At 67.7% G+C, this 18,849-nt stretch carries 17 protein-coding genes and 1 pseudogene; 10 read left to right on the forward strand and 8 right to left on the reverse strand.

Features of this window, described 5'->3' with window-relative positions:
- Positions 1-103: 103 nt before the first annotated feature.
- Positions 104-1,660 carry a methionine--tRNA ligase gene (metG, locus tag ACFV4K_RS01855; protein WP_379271238.1) on the reverse strand — a complete coding sequence of 519 codons (1,557 nt, stop codon included), beginning with the start codon at positions 1,658-1,660 and terminating at the stop codon, positions 104-106.
- A gap of 54 nt (positions 1,661-1,714) precedes the next feature.
- Between metG and ACFV4K_RS01860 the strand changes: the two genes are divergently transcribed.
- Both ACFV4K_RS01860 and ACFV4K_RS01865 read left to right on the forward strand, forming a co-directional pair.
- On the forward strand, positions 1,715-2,542 hold the full coding sequence (locus ACFV4K_RS01860) for a TatD family hydrolase (protein WP_379271240.1): 828 nt from the start codon (positions 1,715-1,717) through the stop codon (positions 2,540-2,542).
- A gap of 229 nt (positions 2,543-2,771) precedes the next feature.
- Positions 2,772-3,899: a transglycosylase family protein gene (locus ACFV4K_RS01865; protein WP_379271241.1), complete on the forward strand. Its 1,128-nt coding sequence runs from the start codon at positions 2,772-2,774 to the stop codon at positions 3,897-3,899.
- Positions 3,900-4,032: 133 nt separating this feature from the next.
- Here ACFV4K_RS01865 and ACFV4K_RS01870 read toward each other — a convergent pair whose 3' ends face one another.
- From ACFV4K_RS01870 to ACFV4K_RS01880, 3 genes are all read right to left on the reverse strand, one after another.
- Positions 4,033-5,649, reverse strand: a complete 1,617-nt coding sequence (locus ACFV4K_RS01870; protein ID WP_379271243.1) for an FAD-dependent monooxygenase — start codon at positions 5,647-5,649, stop codon at positions 4,033-4,035.
- Positions 5,628-6,968 carry a serine hydrolase domain-containing protein gene (locus ACFV4K_RS01875; RefSeq protein ID WP_379271245.1) on the reverse strand — a complete coding sequence of 447 codons (1,341 nt, stop codon included), beginning with the start codon at positions 6,966-6,968 and terminating at the stop codon, positions 5,628-5,630. Before ACFV4K_RS01875 ends, ACFV4K_RS01870 begins: the two co-directional genes overlap by 22 nt.
- Before the next feature lie 88 nt (positions 6,969-7,056).
- Entirely contained in the window at positions 7,057-7,824 is a 768-nt protein-coding gene (locus tag ACFV4K_RS01880; RefSeq protein ID WP_379271247.1) for an SDR family NAD(P)-dependent oxidoreductase, read from the reverse strand.
- Positions 7,825-7,985: 161 nt separating this feature from the next.
- On the opposite strand from ACFV4K_RS01880, the gene ACFV4K_RS01885 reads away from it, so the two are divergent.
- On the forward strand, positions 7,986-9,143 hold the full coding sequence (locus ACFV4K_RS01885) for an alpha/beta fold hydrolase (RefSeq protein WP_379271249.1): 1,158 nt from the start codon (positions 7,986-7,988) through the stop codon (positions 9,141-9,143).
- 24 nt (positions 9,144-9,167) lie between these two features.
- Here ACFV4K_RS01885 and ACFV4K_RS01890 read toward each other — a convergent pair whose 3' ends face one another.
- The gene (locus tag ACFV4K_RS01890; protein ID WP_379271251.1) at positions 9,168-10,676 is read right to left on the reverse strand and encodes an alpha/beta fold hydrolase; all 1,509 of its coding nucleotides are present in this window, start codon (positions 10,674-10,676) and stop codon (positions 9,168-9,170) included.
- 232 nt (positions 10,677-10,908) lie between these two features.
- Between ACFV4K_RS01890 and rsmA the strand changes: the two genes are divergently transcribed.
- The gene (gene rsmA / locus ACFV4K_RS01895; protein WP_379271252.1) at positions 10,909-11,790 is read left to right on the forward strand and encodes a 16S rRNA (adenine(1518)-N(6)/adenine(1519)-N(6))-dimethyltransferase RsmA; all 882 of its coding nucleotides are present in this window, start codon (positions 10,909-10,911) and stop codon (positions 11,788-11,790) included.
- 30 nt (positions 11,791-11,820) lie between these two features.
- On the opposite strand, the gene ACFV4K_RS01900 is transcribed toward rsmA, so the two are convergent.
- Positions 11,821-13,413, reverse strand: coding sequence for an ArnT family glycosyltransferase (locus tag ACFV4K_RS01900; protein ID WP_379271254.1), 1,593 nt, complete (start codon positions 13,411-13,413; stop codon positions 11,821-11,823).
- 518 nt (positions 13,414-13,931) lie between these two features.
- On the opposite strand from ACFV4K_RS01900, the gene ACFV4K_RS01905 reads away from it, so the two are divergent.
- Positions 13,932-14,084 (forward strand): hypothetical protein, encoded by a 153-nt coding sequence (locus tag ACFV4K_RS01905; protein ID WP_379271256.1) that lies wholly within the window; start codon positions 13,932-13,934, stop codon positions 14,082-14,084.
- Positions 14,085-14,093: 9 nt separating this feature from the next.
- Here the strand turns inward: ACFV4K_RS01905 and ACFV4K_RS01910 are convergent, their stop codons facing one another.
- The gene (locus ACFV4K_RS01910) at positions 14,094-14,489 is read right to left on the reverse strand and encodes a VOC family protein (protein ID WP_379271258.1); all 396 of its coding nucleotides are present in this window, start codon (positions 14,487-14,489) and stop codon (positions 14,094-14,096) included.
- 174 nt (positions 14,490-14,663) lie between these two features.
- On the opposite strand from ACFV4K_RS01910, the gene ACFV4K_RS01915 reads away from it, so the two are divergent.
- The 4 genes and pseudogenes from ACFV4K_RS01915 (at position 14,664) to ACFV4K_RS01930 (ending at position 17,676) form a co-directional block, all read left to right on the forward strand.
- The gene (locus ACFV4K_RS01915) at positions 14,664-15,242 is read left to right on the forward strand and encodes a hypothetical protein (RefSeq protein WP_379271260.1); all 579 of its coding nucleotides are present in this window, start codon (positions 14,664-14,666) and stop codon (positions 15,240-15,242) included.
- A gap of 195 nt (positions 15,243-15,437) precedes the next feature.
- Entirely contained in the window at positions 15,438-15,755 is a 318-nt protein-coding gene (locus ACFV4K_RS01920) for a chorismate mutase (RefSeq protein ID WP_379271262.1), read from the forward strand.
- An 858-nt stretch (positions 15,756-16,613) separates the two neighbouring features.
- A complete protein-coding gene (locus ACFV4K_RS01925) occupies positions 16,614-17,486 on the forward strand; it encodes a helix-turn-helix domain-containing protein (protein ID WP_379271263.1) in 873 nt (290 codons plus the stop codon).
- Positions 17,483-17,676: pseudogene (locus ACFV4K_RS01930) on the forward strand (DUF397 domain-containing protein). The gene ACFV4K_RS01925 and the pseudogene ACFV4K_RS01930 overlap by 4 nt, the downstream one beginning before the upstream one ends.
- 212 nt (positions 17,677-17,888) lie before the next feature.
- Here ACFV4K_RS01930 and ACFV4K_RS01935 read toward each other — a convergent pair.
- On the reverse strand, positions 17,889-18,311 hold the full coding sequence (locus ACFV4K_RS01935; RefSeq protein WP_379271265.1) for a heme-binding protein: 423 nt from the start codon (positions 18,309-18,311) through the stop codon (positions 17,889-17,891).
- A gap of 97 nt (positions 18,312-18,408) precedes the next feature.
- Between ACFV4K_RS01935 and ACFV4K_RS01940 the strand changes: the two genes are divergently transcribed.
- Positions 18,409-18,840: a MarR family winged helix-turn-helix transcriptional regulator gene (locus tag ACFV4K_RS01940; protein ID WP_379271267.1), complete on the forward strand. Its 432-nt coding sequence runs from the start codon at positions 18,409-18,411 to the stop codon at positions 18,838-18,840.
- The last annotated feature ends 9 nt before the right edge of the window (positions 18,841-18,849 follow it).

Raw genomic sequence — 18,849 nt, forward strand, 5'->3', positions numbered from 1 at the left:
GGTGCTGGTGGAGTTCGGAGGGGAATCTCCACCCGTGGTGGATACGGGTCTGACGACTCGGTGACCGCCCGCCGAAGGGGGGCGGGCGGCACCGGATCTCGTATTACTTGGGGGTCACGTACTTCGGGAAGACGACTTCCGGCTCGGGGAGAGCCGTGCCCGGGACCAGCGGGGTGGAGACGTCGGCGAAGGTGCGCTCGGGTGCGGCCAGCAGGTCGAGGATCTTGCCCGCGGACGCGGGGATCACCGGCTGGACCAGGATCGAGACGATGCGCAGGACTTCCATGGTCACGTAGAGGATGGTGCCTTCGCGGGCGGTGTCCTCGGGGGTGCCGGCCTTGGCCAGGGTCCAGGGGGCCTGGGCGGAGAAATAGCGGTTGGTCTCGCCGAGGGTGAGCCACAGCTGTTCCAGGCCGAGATGGATCTGCTGCTGGTCGAATTCGGCGCGGACCTTCTCGAGCAGGCCGTTGGCGCGGTCCAGCAGGGCCTTGTCGTCCTCGGTGAACTCACCGGGGGTGGGGACCACACCGGCGAAGTCGCGGCCGACCATCTTCAGGCAGCGTTGGGCCAGGTTGCCGTACTCGTTGGCCAGGTCGGAGTTGATCCGGCCGATGATCGCCTCTTCGCTGTAGGAGCCGTCCTGGCCGTAGGAGATCTCCCGCAGCAGGAAGAAACGGACGGCGTCCAGGCCGAAGGTGTCGACCAGCTCCATCGGGTCGACCACATTGCCGACCGACTTGGACATCTTCTCGCCCTTGTAGTTGACGAAGCCGTGCACGAAAACCCGCTTCGGCAGCGCGATTCCGGCGCTCATCAGGAACGCGGGCCAGTACACGGTGTGGAACCGCGAGATGTCCTTGCCGATGATGTGCAGATCCGCGGGCCAGTACTTCTGGAACGAGGCCGAGGAGGTGTCGGGGTAGCCCGCGCCGGTGAGGTAGTTGGTGAGCGCGTCCACCCACACGTACATGACGTGATCGGGATGCCCGGGCACCGGAACGCCCCAGTCGAAGGTGGTCCGCGAGATCGACAGATCCTTCAGACCGGCCTTCACATACGAGACGATCTCGTTGCGCCGCGTCGCGGGCGCGATGAACTCCGGCCGCGTCTCGTACAGTTCGAGCAGCTTGTCCTGGTACTTGGACAGGCGGAAGAAGTAGTTCGACTCCTCGGTCCACTCCACCGGGGTCTTGGTGTCGGTGGAGATGCGGGTGCCGTCCTCGAGGACGGTGGTCTCCTCCTCGGTGTAGAACGCCTCGTCGCGCACCGAGTACCAGCCGGCGTAGGTGTCGAGGTAGATGTCGCCCGCGGCGACCATCTGCTCCCAGATCGCGACCGACGCGGCGAGGTGGTCCTCGTCGGTGGTGCGGATGAAGCGGTCGAAGGAGATGTCGAGCGCCTTGTCCATGTTCTCGAAGACGTCGGAGTTGCGCGAGGCGTACTCCTGCTCCGAGAGGCCCGCGGCCTTGGCGGCCTGCTGCACCTTCTGGCCGTGCTCGTCGGTGCCGGTCATGTAGAACACATCGAAGCCGTCCAGCCGTTTGAAGCGGGCCAGGGCATCGGAGGAGATGTACTCGTAGGCGTGCCCGATGTGCGGGGCGCCGTTCGGGTACGCGATGGCCGTGGTGACGTAAAAGGCGGGGCGATCGGATGCGCTCATGGTGTGTCTACTCTATCTGCGTGTCCTACGTCGCTCGCGTGAATATCCCCGTCCATGAGTAGCCGCCGACCTGCGCCCGAGCCGCCGGAGCCGCTGTCGCCGCTGATCGACGCGCACACCCACATCGACGCCTGCGGGGCCACCGATCCGGAATCGGTTGCGGCGCTGGTGGACCGGGCCCGTGCGGTGGGCGTGCGAGAGCTGGTGACGGTCGCCGACGATCTGGAGGCCGCTCGCTTCGCGGTGCGCGCCGCCAACTGGGACGACCGCGTGTACGCCGCCGTCGCGCTGCACCCGACCCGGGCCAACCACCTCGATGACGCCGCCAAGGCCGAGCTGGAGCAGCTGGCCGCCGATCCGCGCGTGGTCGCGGTCGGCGAGACCGGCCTGGACTACTACTGGCCGGGCAAGCTGGAGGGCTGCGCCGATATCGAGGAGCAGGTCGAGGGCTTCCGCTGGCACATCGACCTGGCCAAACGGCTGGGCAAGCCGCTCATGATCCACAACCGCGAGGCCGATCACGACCTGCTGGCCGTGCTGATCGACGAGGGCGCGCCCGACGAGGTGATCTTCCACTGCTTCTCCTCGGACGCGAACATGGCGATGGCGTGCGTGGAAGAGGGCTTCGTGCTGAGTTTCTCGGGCACGGTCAGTTTCAAGAACGCGCACGAATTGCGTGAGGCCGCGAAACTGGTTCCGGACGAACTGATTCTGGTGGAAACCGACGCGCCGTTCCTGACGCCGCACCCGTTCCGGGGCGCGCCGAACGAGTCCTACATGCTGCCGTACACGCTGCGCGCGCTGGCGGAGCTGCGGGAACAGGATCCGGTGCGGCTGGCCAAGATCACCACGGCGAACGCGCGCCGCGTCTACGGGATCTGAGGGGGCCGCGGAAACGCGGCCCCCGCACCTTTTTTCGTCTTCGCACGGCTCCCGCGTTGCCATCGGTACGAGTTGAATCGGTGTGGCTCGGCTCACTATGATCTGCCGCGATCGTGATTCACCTGCGGTTCGATATCGGGTCGTGACCCGCGTTCCCGCAGTACCACCGCGAGTGGTTGTGATTCACCGACCCCCTCGTTATCGTATTGTGACCATGCCGGGATTTCCGATGCACGCTTTGGCGAAGATCAACTCGTCGCGTTCCCCAATGTTGTACGGGGCGATCGCGGCGATGCTCGTCACGCTCATCGTCGGCGCGGGTGTCGCCATCATGAGCAAGAAGCAGGTGACCTTCGTCGTCGACGGCAAGGATTTCGTCGTGTCCACCATGCGCGGCGATGTGCGCGGCGCGCTGGCGGACGCCGGCTACGGCATCTCCGGCCGCGACGACGTGTCCCCGTCGGCGGGTGCGCGCATCAGTGACGGTTCCACCATCACGCTCAACCGCGCCCGCGAGGTCTCGCTGATCGTGGACGGCACCCCGTCCAAGGCGTGGACCACCGCGCTCACCGTGGCCGAGGCCGTGGTGAAGCTGAATCTGCCCGGCGACGTCTTCACCTCGCCCGCGCGCCCGACGCCGCTGCCGCTGGTGGGCGCGCAGCTGCTGATCACCAATCCGCGCACGGTCGAGTTGAGCGACAACGGTTTCGCCCCCGCCCTGGTCCGGCTGGCCGCGCCGACAGTCGGGGAACTGCTCCAGGTGCAGGGTCGCCCGCTGGTGAACCAGGATTTCGTGGTCCCGGCCGCCGACACCAAGCTGACCGACGGCATGAAGATCACCGTCACCCGCAAGATCGTGCAGAACCGCACCGAGCGGGTGCCGCTGGATCCGCCGGAGAACACCATCGAGGATCAGTCGCTCAATATGAGCCGCACGATCGTCGAGAACGCGGGCGTACCGGGCACGCAGGACGTGACTTTCGCGGTCTCCATCGTGAACGGCCAAGAGGCGGGCAAGGATCCGATCAAGTCCACCGTGATCGTCCCCGCGCAGCCCAAGACCGTGCGCCGCGGCGCCAAGCCCGGCACCGAGGTCCCGGAGGTCAAGGACGGCCGCACCTGGGATGCCCTGGCCAGCTGTGAGTCCGGCGGCAACTGGGCGATCAATACGGGCAATGGTTATTTCGGCGGCATCCAGTTCGACCAGAGCACCTGGGAACGGCAGGGTGGCACCCGCTACGCGCCCCGCGCCGATATGGCGACGCGTGAGGAGCAGATCGCCATCGCCGAGGTGACCCGCGCCCGTCAGGGCTGGGGTGCGTGGCCCGCGTGTACCTCGCGGCTGGGAATCAGCTAGTCCGGACCCCTCATCGGTCCGGACAGCCACATCGATCGGGTCGAACAGCTGTCCCGCGCGTGCGGACAGTGGACTCTCACCGGGGATGTCGGTCCCGCGAATCAGGGTGTTACCGAAGATTTCTTCCGTGTGGTCAGCGGAAAGTGGATTCGAGACAGCTCATCAGGTCCGCGGTGTCGGCCGGGCGCCGGGCGTAGCAGAGGTACCCGTCGGGCCGGATGACGAAGGCCGAGCGCCGCGCCGCCCGGTAGGCGCGCGCGAATTCGCCTGCGGTGTCGCGGATCAGCGGGAGGGTGGTCGCGTCCGCCACGGCGTCGGGGGTGGCGATCAGGTACACGTTCACGTGGCAGCGGGCGGCCGCGATCGCGGCGGTGGCCAGCTCTTCCAGTGCGCGCAGGTCGGATTCGGTGGTGGTGTCGTCCGCGTACAGCAGCAGGGTGTGCCGGGTGCCGTCGAGCAGGGGGAGCAGCCGCAGGTCGCAGGCGACGGCGGCGCGGGTGAGGCCGCGGGCGTCGGGGGCGCGGGCCCCGGCGCGCGGGGCTGGCTCGTCGGCGGGGGAGGCCGCCACGATCGGGCTGCCCGCGTAGTCGATGAGCAGCTGGGCTTCGCGGCGCAGCACGTAGTCGGGGTCGGTGGAGTCCGCGCCGATGCCTTCGCGGGCGCTGCGGACCGTGCGGCCGACTACCTCCTCACCGACCGGTCGGCGTTCGGCGTCGTAGGACCCGAGCAGCGCGGGGGAGGCGACGCCGTGGACCGCCAGCGCCAGTTTCCAGGCCAGGTTGTGGGCGTCCTGGATGCCGGTGTTCATGCCCTGCGCCCCGGTGGGCGGGTGGATGTGGGCGGCGTCGCCGGCCACGAGAACCCGGCCGTGGCCGTAGGAGTCGACGATCCGGTGACTGATCCGGAAGACCGAGGACCAGCGCAGATGCGAGACGCGCGCCGGTTCGGGGGCGAGTCGGTCGACGACCGCTTGCAGGTCGTCGATCTCGGGCGTCCACCCGGTGGTGAAGCCGTGCTCGACGCCGTCGCCGGTCTGCTCGCCCGAGTGGCCGTCGGGCAGCAGCATGGAGATGCGGTACCGGTGCAGGCCGGGCAGCGGGATGCAGACCAGCACGTCGTCGATGACGCCGTCGGTGCGGTGGCCGGCGCGAATGTTGTAGCCGCGCGGCATGTTCCAGTCGAGTTCCACATCGCCGAGCATGTACTGCTCGGCGAACGCGGCCCCTTCGAACGACAACCCCAGCGCCTTGCGGACCGTGCTGTGCGCGCCGTCGCAGCCGACGAGATACCCCGCCCGCGTGGTCGTGGCGCCGGTCCCGTTCTCCATCGTGACCGTGACCCCGTCGGCGTCCTGCTCGAAAGCCGTTACCCGCGTGCCGCGTTCGATGACGCCGCCGAGTCCGGTCAGCCGGTCCCGCAGGATCCGTTCGGTCTCGTACTGCGGCAGCCCGACGAAGCCGTACGGCACGTCCGGCGGCAGCGTCAGCTCCATCCGCCCGTCCGGTTCGCCGTTGACGTAGGCGAGTTGCCCGCGCAACGGTATTGCGGCGTCGAGGATTTCCCGCACCACGCCCATCTGTTCGAACACCTCCAGTGCGCGCGGCTGGATGCCGACGGCCTTCGCGTACTGCGGTGGTTCGAGCAGCGGGTCGACGATCCGGCACGGTACGCCCCGGCGGCGCAGTTCGATGGCCGCGGTCAGGCCGACGGGTCCGGCGCCGGCGATGATTACCGCGGTGTCGTCGTCCACGGCGTCGACTCGGTCGGCGAGGCGGGTGCGGTGGTGTTCGTAGCGCTGTCGCGTTGTGCCGGATCGGGTCCGGACAGGGCGTTGGGGCCGTAGAAGGTCGGCAGCATGGCCTTCACCAGCACCAGGGCGGATCCATCGCCACCGGGCACCGCCGCCAGGTTGGTGGCGACCACGATGGTGAGCCCGGACTCCGGGTCCGACGCCATGTAACTCATGAAGCCCGGCAGCTGGCCGTCGTGCCCGAACTGGTGTTCACCGAATCGCACCAGGCCCAGGCCGTATCCCGCCAGTGTGGGAATGTCCGGGTTGATCGGCCGGATGCTGTCCATCCGCATCTTCTGGAACTTGGCGTCGAGCAGCTTGCCCTCGACGAGGGCCTTGGTGAAGGTGGTCATGTCCTCCACCGTCGAGATCGCGGCCCCGGCGGCCCAGGCCCAGGAGGGGCTCGAGGTGGTCGAATCGTTCGGTTGCAGGGTGCCCGCCAGCGCCGCCGCCCGCTGGTCCGGGGGCAGGGCGTAGGTGTCGATGGTGGAGACCATGGTGCCGAAGGTGTAGCCCTGCGGGTGCGGATCCGGGATCGAGGAGTCGCTCACCGCCGGGAACGAGGTGTTCTTCAGCCCGAGCGGCTCGAAGATGCGCTGGCGCAGGGCATCCGCCAGCGGCGTCTTCGCGACCTTCTCGATGATCAGCCCGAGCAGGATGGTGTTGGTGTTGGAGTATTCGAACTTCTCGCCCGGCGGGAATCGGACCGGGTGCGCGAAGGCGATGGCCAGCAGCTCCTCGGGGGCCCACACCTTCTGCGGGTCCTTGTCGACCTCGACGCTCAGGTCGCGGTCGAAGGTGTAGTTGTAGAGGCCGCTGCGCATTTCGGCGAGCTGAGCGAGGGTGATCTTGTCGCCGTTGGGCACGCCCGGCCAGTGCTTGTCGACCGGATCGTCGAGGGAGAGCTTGCCCTCCTGGGCGAGCTGCATGAGGACCGTGACGGTCATGGTCTTGGTATTGCTGCCGATCCGGAAATGGTCGTCCACCCGGATGGGGTCGTCCTCGCCGATGGTCCCGGTCCCGAAGGCGGCCTTCCAGTTCCCTTCCTTGGGCGAGGTGATCATGACGACCGCGCCCGGAATGGCGTTGTCCTTCATCAATTTCGTGATGAGGGGGCGCAGCGTCGCGGCGTACGCCGGTTCCTTGGATCCGTTCGAGTCCGGGGACGCGGTGGTGGATTCCTTCGATCCACCCGAGTCCTTCGAGGACTCGCATCCCACCGCCGCGGTCAACCCGATGGTGGCGACAAGCACTCCGAAACTCCGCCGGTTTCCCATGACGCTCCGTCCGGGTCCGATGTTCGTGGCTAGGAAGTGCCTGCCAGCCTAACTCCGTACCGACTGGTCCCGATTGAAATCGGGTCCGCTACATCAGCGCGCCGCCGTCGACCCGCAGCTCGGTGCCGGTCATGTAGCGGCCGTCGTCGGAGGCCGCCATGGCGACCACGCCCGCGATGTCCTCCGGCTTGCCCAGCGCGCCGCCCTCGATCCAGCCGGGCAGCCGCGCCATGAGCGACCAGTCCGCGTCGGCGGGCAGCGCCAGACCGGAGGTGATGCCGGTGCTGATGCCGCCGGGCACGATATTGACCGCGCGCAGGCCCTTCTTCACGTATTCGAGCGCGATGGAGTGGGTCAGCGCGTTCACGCCCGCCTTCGACGCGGAGTACGCCGCCATGTACGGGTTGGATCCGAACGCCGAGGTGGAGGAGAAGTTCACGATCACGCCGCGGCCGGATTCGATGAGCGCGGGCAGCGCGGACCGGATCATCAGGAAGGTGCCGGTCAGGTTGACCGAGATGACCTTGTTCCAGTCCTCGAGCGGCATCTCGTGGGTGTGCGCGGCGCGCAGGATGCCCGCGGCATTGACCAGAACGTCCAGGCCGCCGAGGAATTCGAGGGCCTCGGCGGTGACCGCGCGGACCGACTCCTGGTCCGCGATGTCGATGGTGAGGGTGCGCAGGCGTTCGCGCTGCGCGGCGGGGGCGGCGTCGACGGTGGCGGCCAGTCCGGCCTCGTTCACATCCGCGGCGACCAGCTGGGCTCCCTCGGCGAGCAGGCGCAGGGCCACGCCCTGACCGATGCCCGATCCCGCTCCGGTGACAATGACTCGACGACCTTCGTATCTGCTCGACATGGCGAGAAATTAGAACAAGTTTCAAAGCGCGTCAATGGGGTGTGCATCGGATACTCTCCCGCTATTTGCCAGAGTGTTCACATATTTGAACGACAGTCCAGTAGATAAACTCCTTCGCCGTATGTGTTGGGCAATTGGGGTCGGGACCTGATGGAGGATTCATGCGTTCGGTTGGTTGGCGTACTCGTGCGTGCACGGCGGCTCTCGCGGCGGCCGGCGCCCTGCTGGTGATCCCGGGTGCTCCGGCACAGGCCGATCCCGGCACCGCCTTCGCCACCACGCCCGCGCCGGACAACTTCCGCGGCCTGTCCGACGGCACCTTCATCGACTACTGGACCACCCGCTCCAACGGTGAACCGGTGAAAGCCAGTGGCGCGCTGTTCGTTCCGCCCGGCCCCGCGCCCGAGGGCGGCTGGCCGATCATGGCCTACGACCACGGCACCTCCGGCATGGGACCGGGCTGCGGCGGTCAGACCGACACCACTCACATCACCCGGCCCGCCGAGGAAAAGTTCCTGCAGTACCTGGTGAACAAGGGCTTCGCCGTGGTCGCCCCCGACTACCTCGGCCTGGGCCGCTTCGACACCGGCCCGCACCCGTACCTCGAGATCGGCACCGAGGCCGGCTCGACCATCGACCTGCTGAAAGCCGCTCGCGCACTGAACCCCTCGCTGTCGCGCAGCTGGGCTGTCACCGGCTTCTCGCAGGGCGGACAGGCGGCGCTGGGCACCGCGCACCTGCAGGCCGCCACCGCACCGGATCTCGACTTCCGCGGCACCATCACCGTCGACCCGGAATCGGATCTGGAGAAGATCACCCCGTTCGTCGGCCCGTGGGTGCCGGAGATCCCGGGGCAGGCCGGAACCGCGGTCAACGGTTTCGTGGTCAGCATGCTGGCCGGTCTGCGCGCCACGCACCCGGAGGCGAACGTCGACAGCTTCCTCACCGAGCGCGGCCGTCAGGCGCTCGACGAGTCGCAGAGCCTGTGCTTCCTCGACATCATGAAGAAGGTCGAGGGCATGGGCATCGGCGACATGCTGTCGCGGCCGCTCAACGATCCCGCGTTCCAGACCGCCATGAACCAGTACCTGACCGTGCCGGTCAACGGCTACGACGCGCCGATCCTGTTGCTGGTCAACGCGACCGACACCACCGTGCCCTCCCCGCTGCACGCCGCACTGGCCGCCCAGTTCGCCGCCAACGGCGTCGACTTCTCCACCGTGGTCGGCACCGGCACCCACACCCAGCTGAACCCGGCCATGTGGGATGCGATCGGCGCCTTCACCGATCGCATCCTGTCCACGCCCACCCTGCCCTGAGCCGGGAGGCCCGGCTCGGACCGGCTACTTCGGGAACCAGTTGTAGTCGGGCGCGCAGGTGATGTCGGCGTCCGGGCGGACGCCGGTGGCCAGGTAGGTGTTCACGGCGTCGTTCACGCACGGGCTCAGATCGTCGCGGAACGACGCGTGAATTCTGGTGTCCGCCAAGGTGATCAGCCGTGACTTCGGGAGCTTCGCGTGCAGCGCGAGGCCCTCGGCGTACGCGGTGCGGGTGTCGTGGATATTGGCCAGCATCAGCACCGGGGTGTCGTTGCCGATCTCGGTGGGCTGCTCCACCGGGTCCGGCCAGAAGGCGCACGCGGTGATGTTGTTGGCGAACGCGCCGAACACCGGCTGCGACGCCCGGGCGGCCTCGACATTGTTGTAGTACCAGGCGGGATCGCGGGGCGCGGCCTTGTCGCCGCACATGATGGCGGCCATGGCGGCGGCGTCCAGCGGCACCACCGAGAAGATCTTGGCCTGCAGGGCGTCCATGTCGATCGGGCCGCCCGCGACACCGCTGGCCACCATGGTGAGGATTTCGGCGAGATTCGGGTTGAACTGCGGATTGGGCAGCAGCGCAACCAGAATCATCGGGATGGTGTGCTCGTCGACGAGGAAGCCGCTGCCGTAGATCTCGTGGCCCGCGGACCGGCGGATCAGGTCCTCGACCCAGCCGCGCACCGCCTCGGGGGTGGTGCCGAAGTGGTAGAGGTCGTCGTGGCGGGCCGCCCAGGTGGCCCAGTCGTCGAGCGCCCACTCGTTGATCGCGCCCATGTCCTGGTAGAGGCCGATGTAGTAGCGGTCCGGGTCGATGGGGGAGTCGAGGACCATGCGGTCGACGCGGTCGCCGAACAGTTGGGTGTAGACCGCGCCCAGGTAGGTGCCGTAGGAGGCGCCGAAGAAGTTGATCTTCTGCTCGCCCAGCACGCTCCGGATGACATCCATGTCGCGGGCGGTGTTGCGGGTGGTGATGTGGCGGATCTTGCCCGGGTCGGTGGCCACGCAGGCGCTCGCCATGCCCGCGGCCACCGTGGCGTCGCGGGCGAAGCCGAGGACGTCGAAGCCCGCCGAGAACAGGATGGTGGGAATCGGAATCGTGCAGTTGACCTTGTCGGAACGGCCGACGCCGCGCGGGTCCATGCCGATGATGTCGTACTGGGCGCGCACGTCGTCGGACAGGTTCGTCAGATAGTTGGCGGGCATGCGCAGGCCCTGGCCGCCCGGACCACCCGGATTGGTCAGCAGGATGCCGCGGCGGCGCTCCGGATCGGTGGCCTGGACCCGGGAGATGCCCAGGGTCAGGGTGCGGCCGCCGGGGTCGGCGTAGTCGAGCGGGACGACCACACCCGCGCACTGCGCGCCCGCCTTGTCCAGGATCTTGTCATTGCAGGCCTGCCAGTTCAGCGTCTGATGCGTGAAGCGATCCGGCGCGACGGGCGCTTCCGCGTGCACCGGGCCCGCGGGCAGGGTGGCGGCCGCCGTCACCAGCGTCGCGCCCAGAACGAACCGTCGAATCCGCCGAGCGGGCATGCACTCTCCTCCAAGGTCGTGGTGGCCGGGTGGCGACGCTACCCGGCGGCAGGGTGAAAAGCCCTGAGAGATGGTGTTTTTCATCCGACTCGCGTGTCCGCCACGCCGGACGGGCGCAGCGGTCGGTCTTCGATGCGCCCGATGGCGGGACCGCGGCGAGCCGGCTCGCCGTCCCCCGCCCTGACCGGGGTGTCGGCGCGAGTGATCGGCCCAGCTTGATAGGTTTTCCAGAATGTCCGAACCCGAAGTCGCCGGTCGTGGAAAAGCCGCCCTGCTGGGCCCCGCCGAAGTGCGTGAGCTCGCCGAGCGATTCGGGGTCCGCCCGACCAAGCAGTTGGGGCAGAATTTCGTCCACGATGCCAATACGATGCGCCGCATCGTCGCCACCGCGGGAGTGACACGCGGGGACACCGTGCTCGAAGTCGGGCCCGGTCTCGGATCGCTGACCCTTGCCCTGCTCGACGTGGTGGATCGCGTCATCGCCGTCGAGATCGATCCGACTCTGGCCACGCATCTGCCGCAGACCGTCGGGGCGCGCGCTCCCGAACTCGCGGACCGGCTCACCGTCGTGCCCATGGACGCCATGAAGGTGACTCACGCCGACCTGCCCGCCGAGCCGACCGCGCTGGTCGCCAACCTGCCCTACAACGTCGCGGTGCCGGTGCTGCTGCACCTGCTGGCCGAATTCCCGAGCATCCGGACCACGCTGGTCATGGTGCAGCTCGAGGTCGCGGATCGGCTGGCGGCCACGCCGGGCGGGCGCATCTACGGCGTGCCCAGCGTGAAGGCGGGCTTCTACGGCACCGTGCGGCGTGCCGGAACCGTTGGCCGCCAGATCTTCTGGCCGGTGCCGCAGGTGGAATCCGGGCTGGTCCGCATCGACCGGTTCGGCGACGCGCCCTGGCCGCAGGACGACGCCTTCCGGGCGAAGGTGTTCGCCGTGGTCGACGCGGCCTTCGCGCAGCGCCGCAAGACCCTGCGCGCGGCCCTCGCGGGCTGGGCGGGCTCGGCCGCGGAGGCCGAGAACCGTCTCACCGCGGCCGGTATCGCGCCCACCGCGCGCGGTGAGACGCTCGATACCGCCGCTTTCGTTCGTCTGGCTCAACAAGGCTGACTCCCCGCAGCCGGCCGAGTCCGGGGACTCTCAGATTCCGCTGGGGAAGGTGAGGGTCTGCAGGCCCGGCCACACGTCGGCCCACGGATGCTTGGGTTCGCGGCACACGTAGACGGTCATCAGGCGCTCCAGGCCGGGCAGCCCGTTCGGGTCGTTGATCTTGGTGACCTCGGTGGTGGAGTTGAACTGGGCCAGGAAGTCCTTGTCGCCCACGCCGTCCACCGACAGGTAGACGATGGTGCGGTAGGAGTCCGACGGCGGGCCGAAGTAGCCGAAGCCGCGGTTCGGGCTGAACACCGGCGGCATGTTGTAGTCGCGGCCGAATTCCTCCAGCGCGCTGGCCTGCACGTAGGCGGCGGCGACCACGGCGGTGTTGCTGCGCTCGGCCTCCGGCAGTCCGGCCACCGCGTCGGCGACCGCCTTGGTGAAGGTCTCGTATCCGGCCGGGCCGGTGAGCGATTCACGCTGCCAGTACTGGGCCTGGTCGGTGATCGGCTTGTCGATGCCGGTGAAGTCGCGCGCCCACTCCCAGCTGTAGGGGACCGGGATCGAAGCCATCCACGCCGTGAACATGACCGCCGACAGCACCGCCACGGCATTGACCCACTTGCCGATCTGCTTGCGCGCCTCGACCGTGCTCAATGCGAACGCGCCCGCGCCGACCAGAGCGGGCCAGAAGCCCGCCACGTAGTAGGAGCGACCGTTCTCGACCAGGACGATGATCAGCAGGCCCAGGCCCGCGATCAGCGCGAAACGGTAGGGGCGCAATGCCTCCAGCCGGGTGAGGCCCGACAGGCCGAAGATGCTCAGCAGGCCGCCGAGCAGACCGCACTGGACGGCGATCTCGATCGCGCAGATCAGCGGACCGGTATTGGCGGCGTACTGCTCCTGGGCGATGATCTCGGTCATCTGCGATTCCACCCAGCCGTGCTGCACCTGCCACACGATGCCGGGAACCATCGACAGCGTCAGGATCGCGGTGCCGGCGTACAGCGCCGGGCGGCGCAGCAATTCGCGCGGGCCCGCGATCAGCACGCCCAGGCCGAGCAGCGCCCACACGCCGGGCATCATCCACTTCGCCTGGAACGCCAGCGCCGCCGCCACGCCCGCGACGATCAGCAGGTAGTCCTGCCGCGTGCGCACCCAGCGGATGAGCAGCCAGATGATGGCCGCCTGCAAGGGAATGTCGAAGGTCAGCGTGATCAGCTGCATCTGGTTGAAGGCCAGCGGTGACACCGCGTACGCCGTCGCGGCCAGCACCTGATACCGCGCGCTCGCACCCAGCTCCCGGGCGGTGGCGGCCGCGACGACCGCCGCGGCGGCCATCAGCAGCAGCGCCGGAATGCGCAGCGCCAGCACCGAACCCGGGGCGATCAGATCCATCACGTGCGCCACGAACGGCGCCAGCGGACCCTGATCCGGGTAGGCCCAGGCGAGCCGTCGCCCGGCCGCCACGAAGTACAGCTCGTCGCCGAAGTAATTGATCCGAGCCGCGGGGAGGCCGAGCACGGCGGCGAACCCCAGCGAGACCGCCAGGACGCCCTTCCACGCGAACGGATGCACCCGCCGATCGGCGACCGGCTCGACGGCGACCAGCTCCGGCGCCACATCGGTGGTTGACACTATGCCCTCCCAGGGAACACAAAAACGCCCGGCGAAACCGAAAGTCGGCAAGGCCGGGCGTCGATCACGCAGCAGAATATCCGCAAACCCCCCGTGCAGTCGCCCCGAACTTTCAGGGGCTTGCCGCCCCCTCCGCAGCAACCCGCCTCCCGGCGCCAGGATTCGCCCCCTCATCGCGGGGTCTCGGACCGCCCTGCCGGACAGTCCTCAGCACCCCTCCAGCTACCCCTGTGAACGGCCGCTGAACACCGTAAACGCCATTGCCGATCCGGGGCTCTCGCGGATTCTCGCCACCGATGCGCACCCACTGATCGCGTGAAAGTGACCGCGCTCATCTCGTGTGGATTTGTCTCAAATGCGACAAGTCGCACATGTGCCATTCGGGTGCGCCGGCGGCCGGAGCGATCTCGCCACCCGCAACCGCGAGTGTGTCTCAAAAATGTCTCACGATGCCGTCTCGGGGCCGTCGCCCGCGGGCGTGGCGAGATACCCAACAGGTCGGACCCAACCTCCGGCTGATGGTGCCGAAGACCCGGCTGGGGATGGCCGTGCGCAACACCGTCACTCGCCTGCCGCTGCTCGAGTCGATGTCCGGCATGGAGCGCATCATGTCCCCGAAGGCTGCCGACCGGCTCCCCGACTACGAGTCGGCAGCCGATACGGCCCGGTGAAAGCCCGGCTCACCGGTCCTTGTGGCACACCGCTTCCAGCATGACGCCGTCGTACCCGCGCCAGAACGTGGCGTAGTACGGCGGCGGATACTGCGGGAAGGACTGTGGCGTGTGGATGATCTCGTCGCCGCGCCCCGAGGCCCAGTCGTGCACCCGATCGACATCGGCTCGGGTGGGGACGATGAACGCGAGATGTTGCAGACCCGCCCGCTCGGGGGAGTAGCCCGGCTCCGGGGCCGGGTAGAAGAACAGATAGGTGCCGACCTTGCCGCCCGCGGGCCAGTAGGCGAACTGCGTATCGTCGGCCAGCAGCTTGTCGTAGTCGATCAGCGGCATCAGCTGGTCATAATACTGTCGTGCCGCAACGAGATCGGTGACATTGACGCCGAGGTGTCCCAGGGGCATGGTCGGAATCTACGCGATGTTCTCCACGCGATCTGCGCAATCGATCCTCGGCGTCGGTAGCGGGTCGATACTATGCCATCGAAGGGGCGGTCGGCGGAGGTCGTCGTTGGCCAATTCCCTTGCGGTAGTAGGTGATATCGCGTTCTGTCGGTGGGGCCTGCCATGCTGGCGGGCATGAGTTCGAGATTGTCGGTCGATGTGTCGAGCGAGCGCGTGTTCACCGCGGTCACCGGTTCGGGGATGCTCGCGCTGTGGGATCCGGCCGCGTTCACCCATGTCGTCGATTACGACAGCTGGGAAGTGGAGTTGCTGGATGACGAACCGGTCGTCGAGCACATTCGCGCCGGTCGGCTGGTGCCGCTGAACATCCTGTCCGACGGGCGATTCGGGGTGCTGGTGCGGCAGGGTGCGGCGGGCGAGCTCACCGAGCGCGAGCGGCAGTACGCGCAGAACTCCTCGGAGCCGTATCTGTTCGTGTCCACCGGCGTCGCCAAGATCAGCGGCATCGAGGAGGTCGGCTCGTTCGATGAGGAAGAGTCCACGGTGGCCGACATGACGCCGACCGAAATCGACCTTCCGGCAGGCTCGTACGCTGTGACCGTCCACCTCCTCGACTGGGAAGCGGAACCCGGCGCGACGGACGACAAGGGCGACGCCACCCCCACCGCCCTCCCCGACTTCGTGGTCCTGATCGCACCCGCCGACGGGGGATCGTTCCGCACCGATATCGAAACCTTCGACGACCTCGACTGATCGGCGGCCGCCGCGGACCTGTGGTTTGATGGCCGAGTGATGTTGATGACGCGGTCGTGGTGGCAGCCGAGGTTTCGGCGGCTCTGACTTGCGTGTGTGTCGGCTGCCGGTGCGGTGGTCGACGCGTCTCGCGTCACTCGGCTGGCGCGTCGGTGGCCTCGAAATGAGAGGTCCGGATTCATGTCCCTGGAAGAAGTGCGCGGCGAGATCGACGCGATCGATGCGCGGATCATCGAATTGCTCGGCGCCCGGCAGCAATTGGTGATGCGGGCTGCCACGTTCAAACGCAACGAACACGAGGTCCGCGCCCCCGACCGCCGCGTGCGGATGATGGTCCGCTTGCGTGAGCTGGCGGTGCGCCACGGCGTCGAGCCGACATTGGTCGAGCGGGTCTACAACACCCTGATCGACGGATTCATCGAACTCGAGCAGCAGCGCCACCGCGCGCTCGTCGCGGGTGAGGTGGCCGGTTCAGCCGCGCCGCGCCCGGTAGAGGCGCAGTCCGGCGCGTAAGACGGACGGTGCGAGGAGACCGGCGGCGATCCCGGCCAGCGGCACGGCCACGCCGGTCCACCGCGCCGGGAGCGGGCGGTAATGCGCTGAGCCGTCCCGGATTTCGATGAATACCAACGGCCGCATCTCCATCCCGCCGTCCGCACCGCCGCCGCCGAGCCGTGGCTGATCAACCGAAGCGGCTCGCTTTCGAGGTGAGAGCCGCGCGGCCGCGCGGGGTGATCCGCCAGCGCCCGCGCGGGTGACTGGGAACGATCAGGCCACGGGATTCCAGGTGAGCCAAGGCGTTGCGCGTACGCCAGGCGGTAAGCGTTGCGGCGACCTGAACTTGGGCAGCGGAGAGCGTGCGGTCGGGGCTGAGTGCGATGAGAACGGCCACCTCGGCGGGGGTATGCCGCGGACCTTCGAGGCGACCGGTGGAGATGCTTTGGGTGGGTGCGCATTGCACGCGGTGCTCGGCGATGGCGACCGGGATCTGTTTCGGAGCGGGGGACGTCGAGGTGGCCGCCGCCGATGATGGAGAGTCGTAGGACGGTGGGGTCCGGTGCGGGGGCGTCGTTGTGGAATCCCCACCAGGACCAGAGGATCACGCTGCCGCAGAGGACTGCGATCGTCAGAAGTGCCCAGGTGTCCCACTGCATTACGGTCTCCTCTCGAGCGCGGATCTCGGTCGCTCCCGGGTTCCCGGTGGGGTTTCGGAGTGGTTGGGAACCGGGGATGCGTACATCGGACAGCAGAAACCGTGATCGAAGGACCGGGATTTCTGCGTGCGCAGGATTTCTGCGCGTTTCCCCAGCACGCCATCCGATTTCGGCGCACACTTGATCCGGGTTTCGGAGCCGACGCCAAGAGATGGTCATGTCGAAGCGCTCCAGCAATCTGCCTCGCCGCCAACTTGGGAGGTACTCGAGAGAACTGCGGCAGCAGTGCGGTCTGTCGATCGTGCAGGCGGCCAACCTGGCCGAGCGAGGTACCGGCAGCCTGCAAAGGCTGGAAACCGGAGCGACCGAACGGATCCACCTGAGCGACGTCGAAGAGCTGTGCCGGATCTACGATGCGCCCGAGTATGTGGAGCCGTTGAAAGGTCTTGCGCAGCAAGCAAATGTGAAATCGTGGTGGCACGAATACGGCGACCTGATTCCGGCCGGGTTCAACGTGTACGTCGGGTTGGAGTCGGCAGCCGAACGGCTCACGATCTACCGGCCCGACATGGTGTCCGGTCTGTTCCAGACTCCGGAGTCCGCGCGAGCGTTGGACCACACCTATTTCACCCACGAGTCGCCTGCGGAGGTGGATCGCCGCGTGCAGCTGCGTATTCGGCGTCAATCCTTGATCATGCGAAAGCGGAAGCCCGCGACAGCGCGGTTGGTCCTCGATGAGGCAGCGCTGCGGCGCATCGTAGGCGGGCCCAAGACCATGGCTGGACAGATGCGACATCTGGCGGCCTTGCCCCCGAATGTCAGCGTCCAGATCTTGCCTGCCGCAGCGGGCTTTCCTCTGGGCATCTCGCCGGGGCCGTTCACGGTTCTGGACTTCGAGACGGATGCGGACGGAGAGCCAGCGGAGCCGACCGTAATTTACGTCGAGAGCTACGCCGGTGACTTGTACCTTGAAGGAACGGCAAGCGTGGAGCTGTATCGGAAGGCGCACACGACTATTCGTGCCGCCGCGCTCGACACGGCCAACACCAAGAACATGCTGCGACGACTCGCCAAGAAGTATGCACCGTGAAAAATGATCTGTCCCAGGCCAAGTGGTTCAAGAGCACCCGCAGTGCCGGTGGGAAGGACTGCGTCGAGGTCGCCTCCTGCGCCGGGGTGGGGTCGGGGTCCGTGATTCGAAGGACCCCGGTGGTCCGGCGTTGGTGTTCACCGGCGAGCAGTGGGATCGCTTTCTCGCCGGTGGGGTGTGGGAGCGGTAGCTACGCCGAGATGGTCAGGCCTTCGAGGATGGTGGTGGGTTCTCACCATGCCAGCGACTTCTCGTGTTGTGCGCGATCGCGTCCAGTAATTCCGGCCGTCCGGCTCGCTCTGCGAGCCGGACGTACATCATGCTCTCGACGTCGATCTGCGTGACCCCTTTTGGTGCACGGTGAGGTCGACGCCGAGGTATCCGAAGGGCGTGCCTGGAAATCTACTGGCCGGGTGCCGCGGCCGAGAGGGAAAGAAGTCCTGCTTCCGCGCAGGCGTCGTCGTGTTCGGGCAGGCCTCCGCTGACCGCGATCGCGCCGATGACGGTGTCGTCGCGGCGGATCAGGCGTGAGCCGGCGCCGGCCATGATGGGAGTGCCCGCTACCTGGTCGATCTGGGCGAAGAGGGTGGGCCAGGCCTGCTGCATACGCATCAGCTCGCTGCCGTCGCGCTGAAACAGCGCCACGCTGGACGCTTTGGCCGGTGCGATGCGCGCCGAGAGTGGTGGCGCATCGTCCATCCGATCGACTACCAGGACATGCCCTCCGGCGTCGACGATCGCGACGGTGACTCGGGCGCCGAGGCCCGCGGCGTGCTCGCGCGCCCGAGCGCTGATGATCCGGGCTGCTGTCGAAGTGAGTGCCATCGTTCCACCTCAAAATCTCTTGGGTCAACCAAGCTTGGTTGACCCAAGGGTAATCGAATTACTGGGTCGAACCAAGGGTTTGCGTAGAATTCCCGCCATGGGACTGGAGGACACACCCGCCCGCTTGCGCGGAAAGTCAACCTGGTTGATCAGTAAGGCCGCCGCTCGGGCGCAGCGGCTCATCAGTGAGGCAATGGCCGAAGTCGACGGGCGTGCCTATCATTTCGCGATCCTCGCCGCGGTCGACGAGTTCGGTCCGGACAGTCAGGTGCGCATCGGCCAACGGTGCGGCATCGACCAGAGCGATATGCACACCATGCTCAGAGAACTCGCCGAACACGGCTATGTCGCCCGGACCCCGGACCCCGGCGACCGCCGCCGCAACCTCATCACCTTGACTCCCTCGGGTCGTCGCCGACTCCAGAAACTGGACTCCGCCCTGACCGCCGTTCAAGATGACCTGCTCGCCACCCTGTCGGCCACCGAGCGAGATCAGCTCGCCGCCTTGTTGGCCCGCGTCTTCGACTAGATCCCCGAT

The organism is Nocardia sp. NPDC059764, from assembly GCF_042732555.1.
GTDB lineage: Bacteria > Actinomycetota > Actinomycetes > Mycobacteriales > Mycobacteriaceae > Nocardia.

Excerpts from the sequence above, each read along its gene's own strand:
- metG (WP_379271238.1), bottom strand. The coding sequence starts at position 1,660 with ATGAGCGCATCCGATCGCCCCGCCTTTTACGTCACCACGGCCATCGCG.
- ACFV4K_RS01860 (WP_379271240.1), top strand. The coding sequence starts at position 1,715 with ATGAGTAGCCGCCGACCTGCGCCCGAGCCGCCGGAGCCGCTGTCGCCG.
- ACFV4K_RS01865 (WP_379271241.1), top strand. The coding sequence starts at position 2,772 with ATGCACGCTTTGGCGAAGATCAACTCGTCGCGTTCCCCAATGTTGTAC.
- ACFV4K_RS01875 (WP_379271245.1), bottom strand. The coding sequence starts at position 6,968 with ATGGGAAACCGGCGGAGTTTCGGAGTGCTTGTCGCCACCATCGGGTTG.
- ACFV4K_RS01880 (WP_379271247.1), bottom strand. The coding sequence starts at position 7,824 with ATGTCGAGCAGATACGAAGGTCGTCGAGTCATTGTCACCGGAGCGGGA.
- ACFV4K_RS01885 (WP_379271249.1), top strand. The coding sequence starts at position 7,986 with ATGCGTTCGGTTGGTTGGCGTACTCGTGCGTGCACGGCGGCTCTCGCG.
- ACFV4K_RS01890 (WP_379271251.1), bottom strand. The coding sequence starts at position 10,676 with ATGCCCGCTCGGCGGATTCGACGGTTCGTTCTGGGCGCGACGCTGGTG.
- rsmA (WP_379271252.1), top strand. The coding sequence starts at position 10,909 with ATGTCCGAACCCGAAGTCGCCGGTCGTGGAAAAGCCGCCCTGCTGGGC.
- ACFV4K_RS01905 (WP_379271256.1), top strand. The coding sequence starts at position 13,932 with ATGGTGCCGAAGACCCGGCTGGGGATGGCCGTGCGCAACACCGTCACT.
- ACFV4K_RS01910 (WP_379271258.1), bottom strand. The coding sequence starts at position 14,489 with ATGCCCCTGGGACACCTCGGCGTCAATGTCACCGATCTCGTTGCGGCA.
- ACFV4K_RS01915 (WP_379271260.1), top strand. The coding sequence starts at position 14,664 with ATGAGTTCGAGATTGTCGGTCGATGTGTCGAGCGAGCGCGTGTTCACC.
- ACFV4K_RS01925 (WP_379271263.1), top strand. The coding sequence starts at position 16,614 with ATGTCGAAGCGCTCCAGCAATCTGCCTCGCCGCCAACTTGGGAGGTAC.
- ACFV4K_RS01935 (WP_379271265.1), bottom strand. The coding sequence starts at position 18,311 with ATGGCACTCACTTCGACAGCAGCCCGGATCATCAGCGCTCGGGCGCGC.
- ACFV4K_RS01940 (WP_379271267.1), top strand. The coding sequence starts at position 18,409 with ATGGGACTGGAGGACACACCCGCCCGCTTGCGCGGAAAGTCAACCTGG.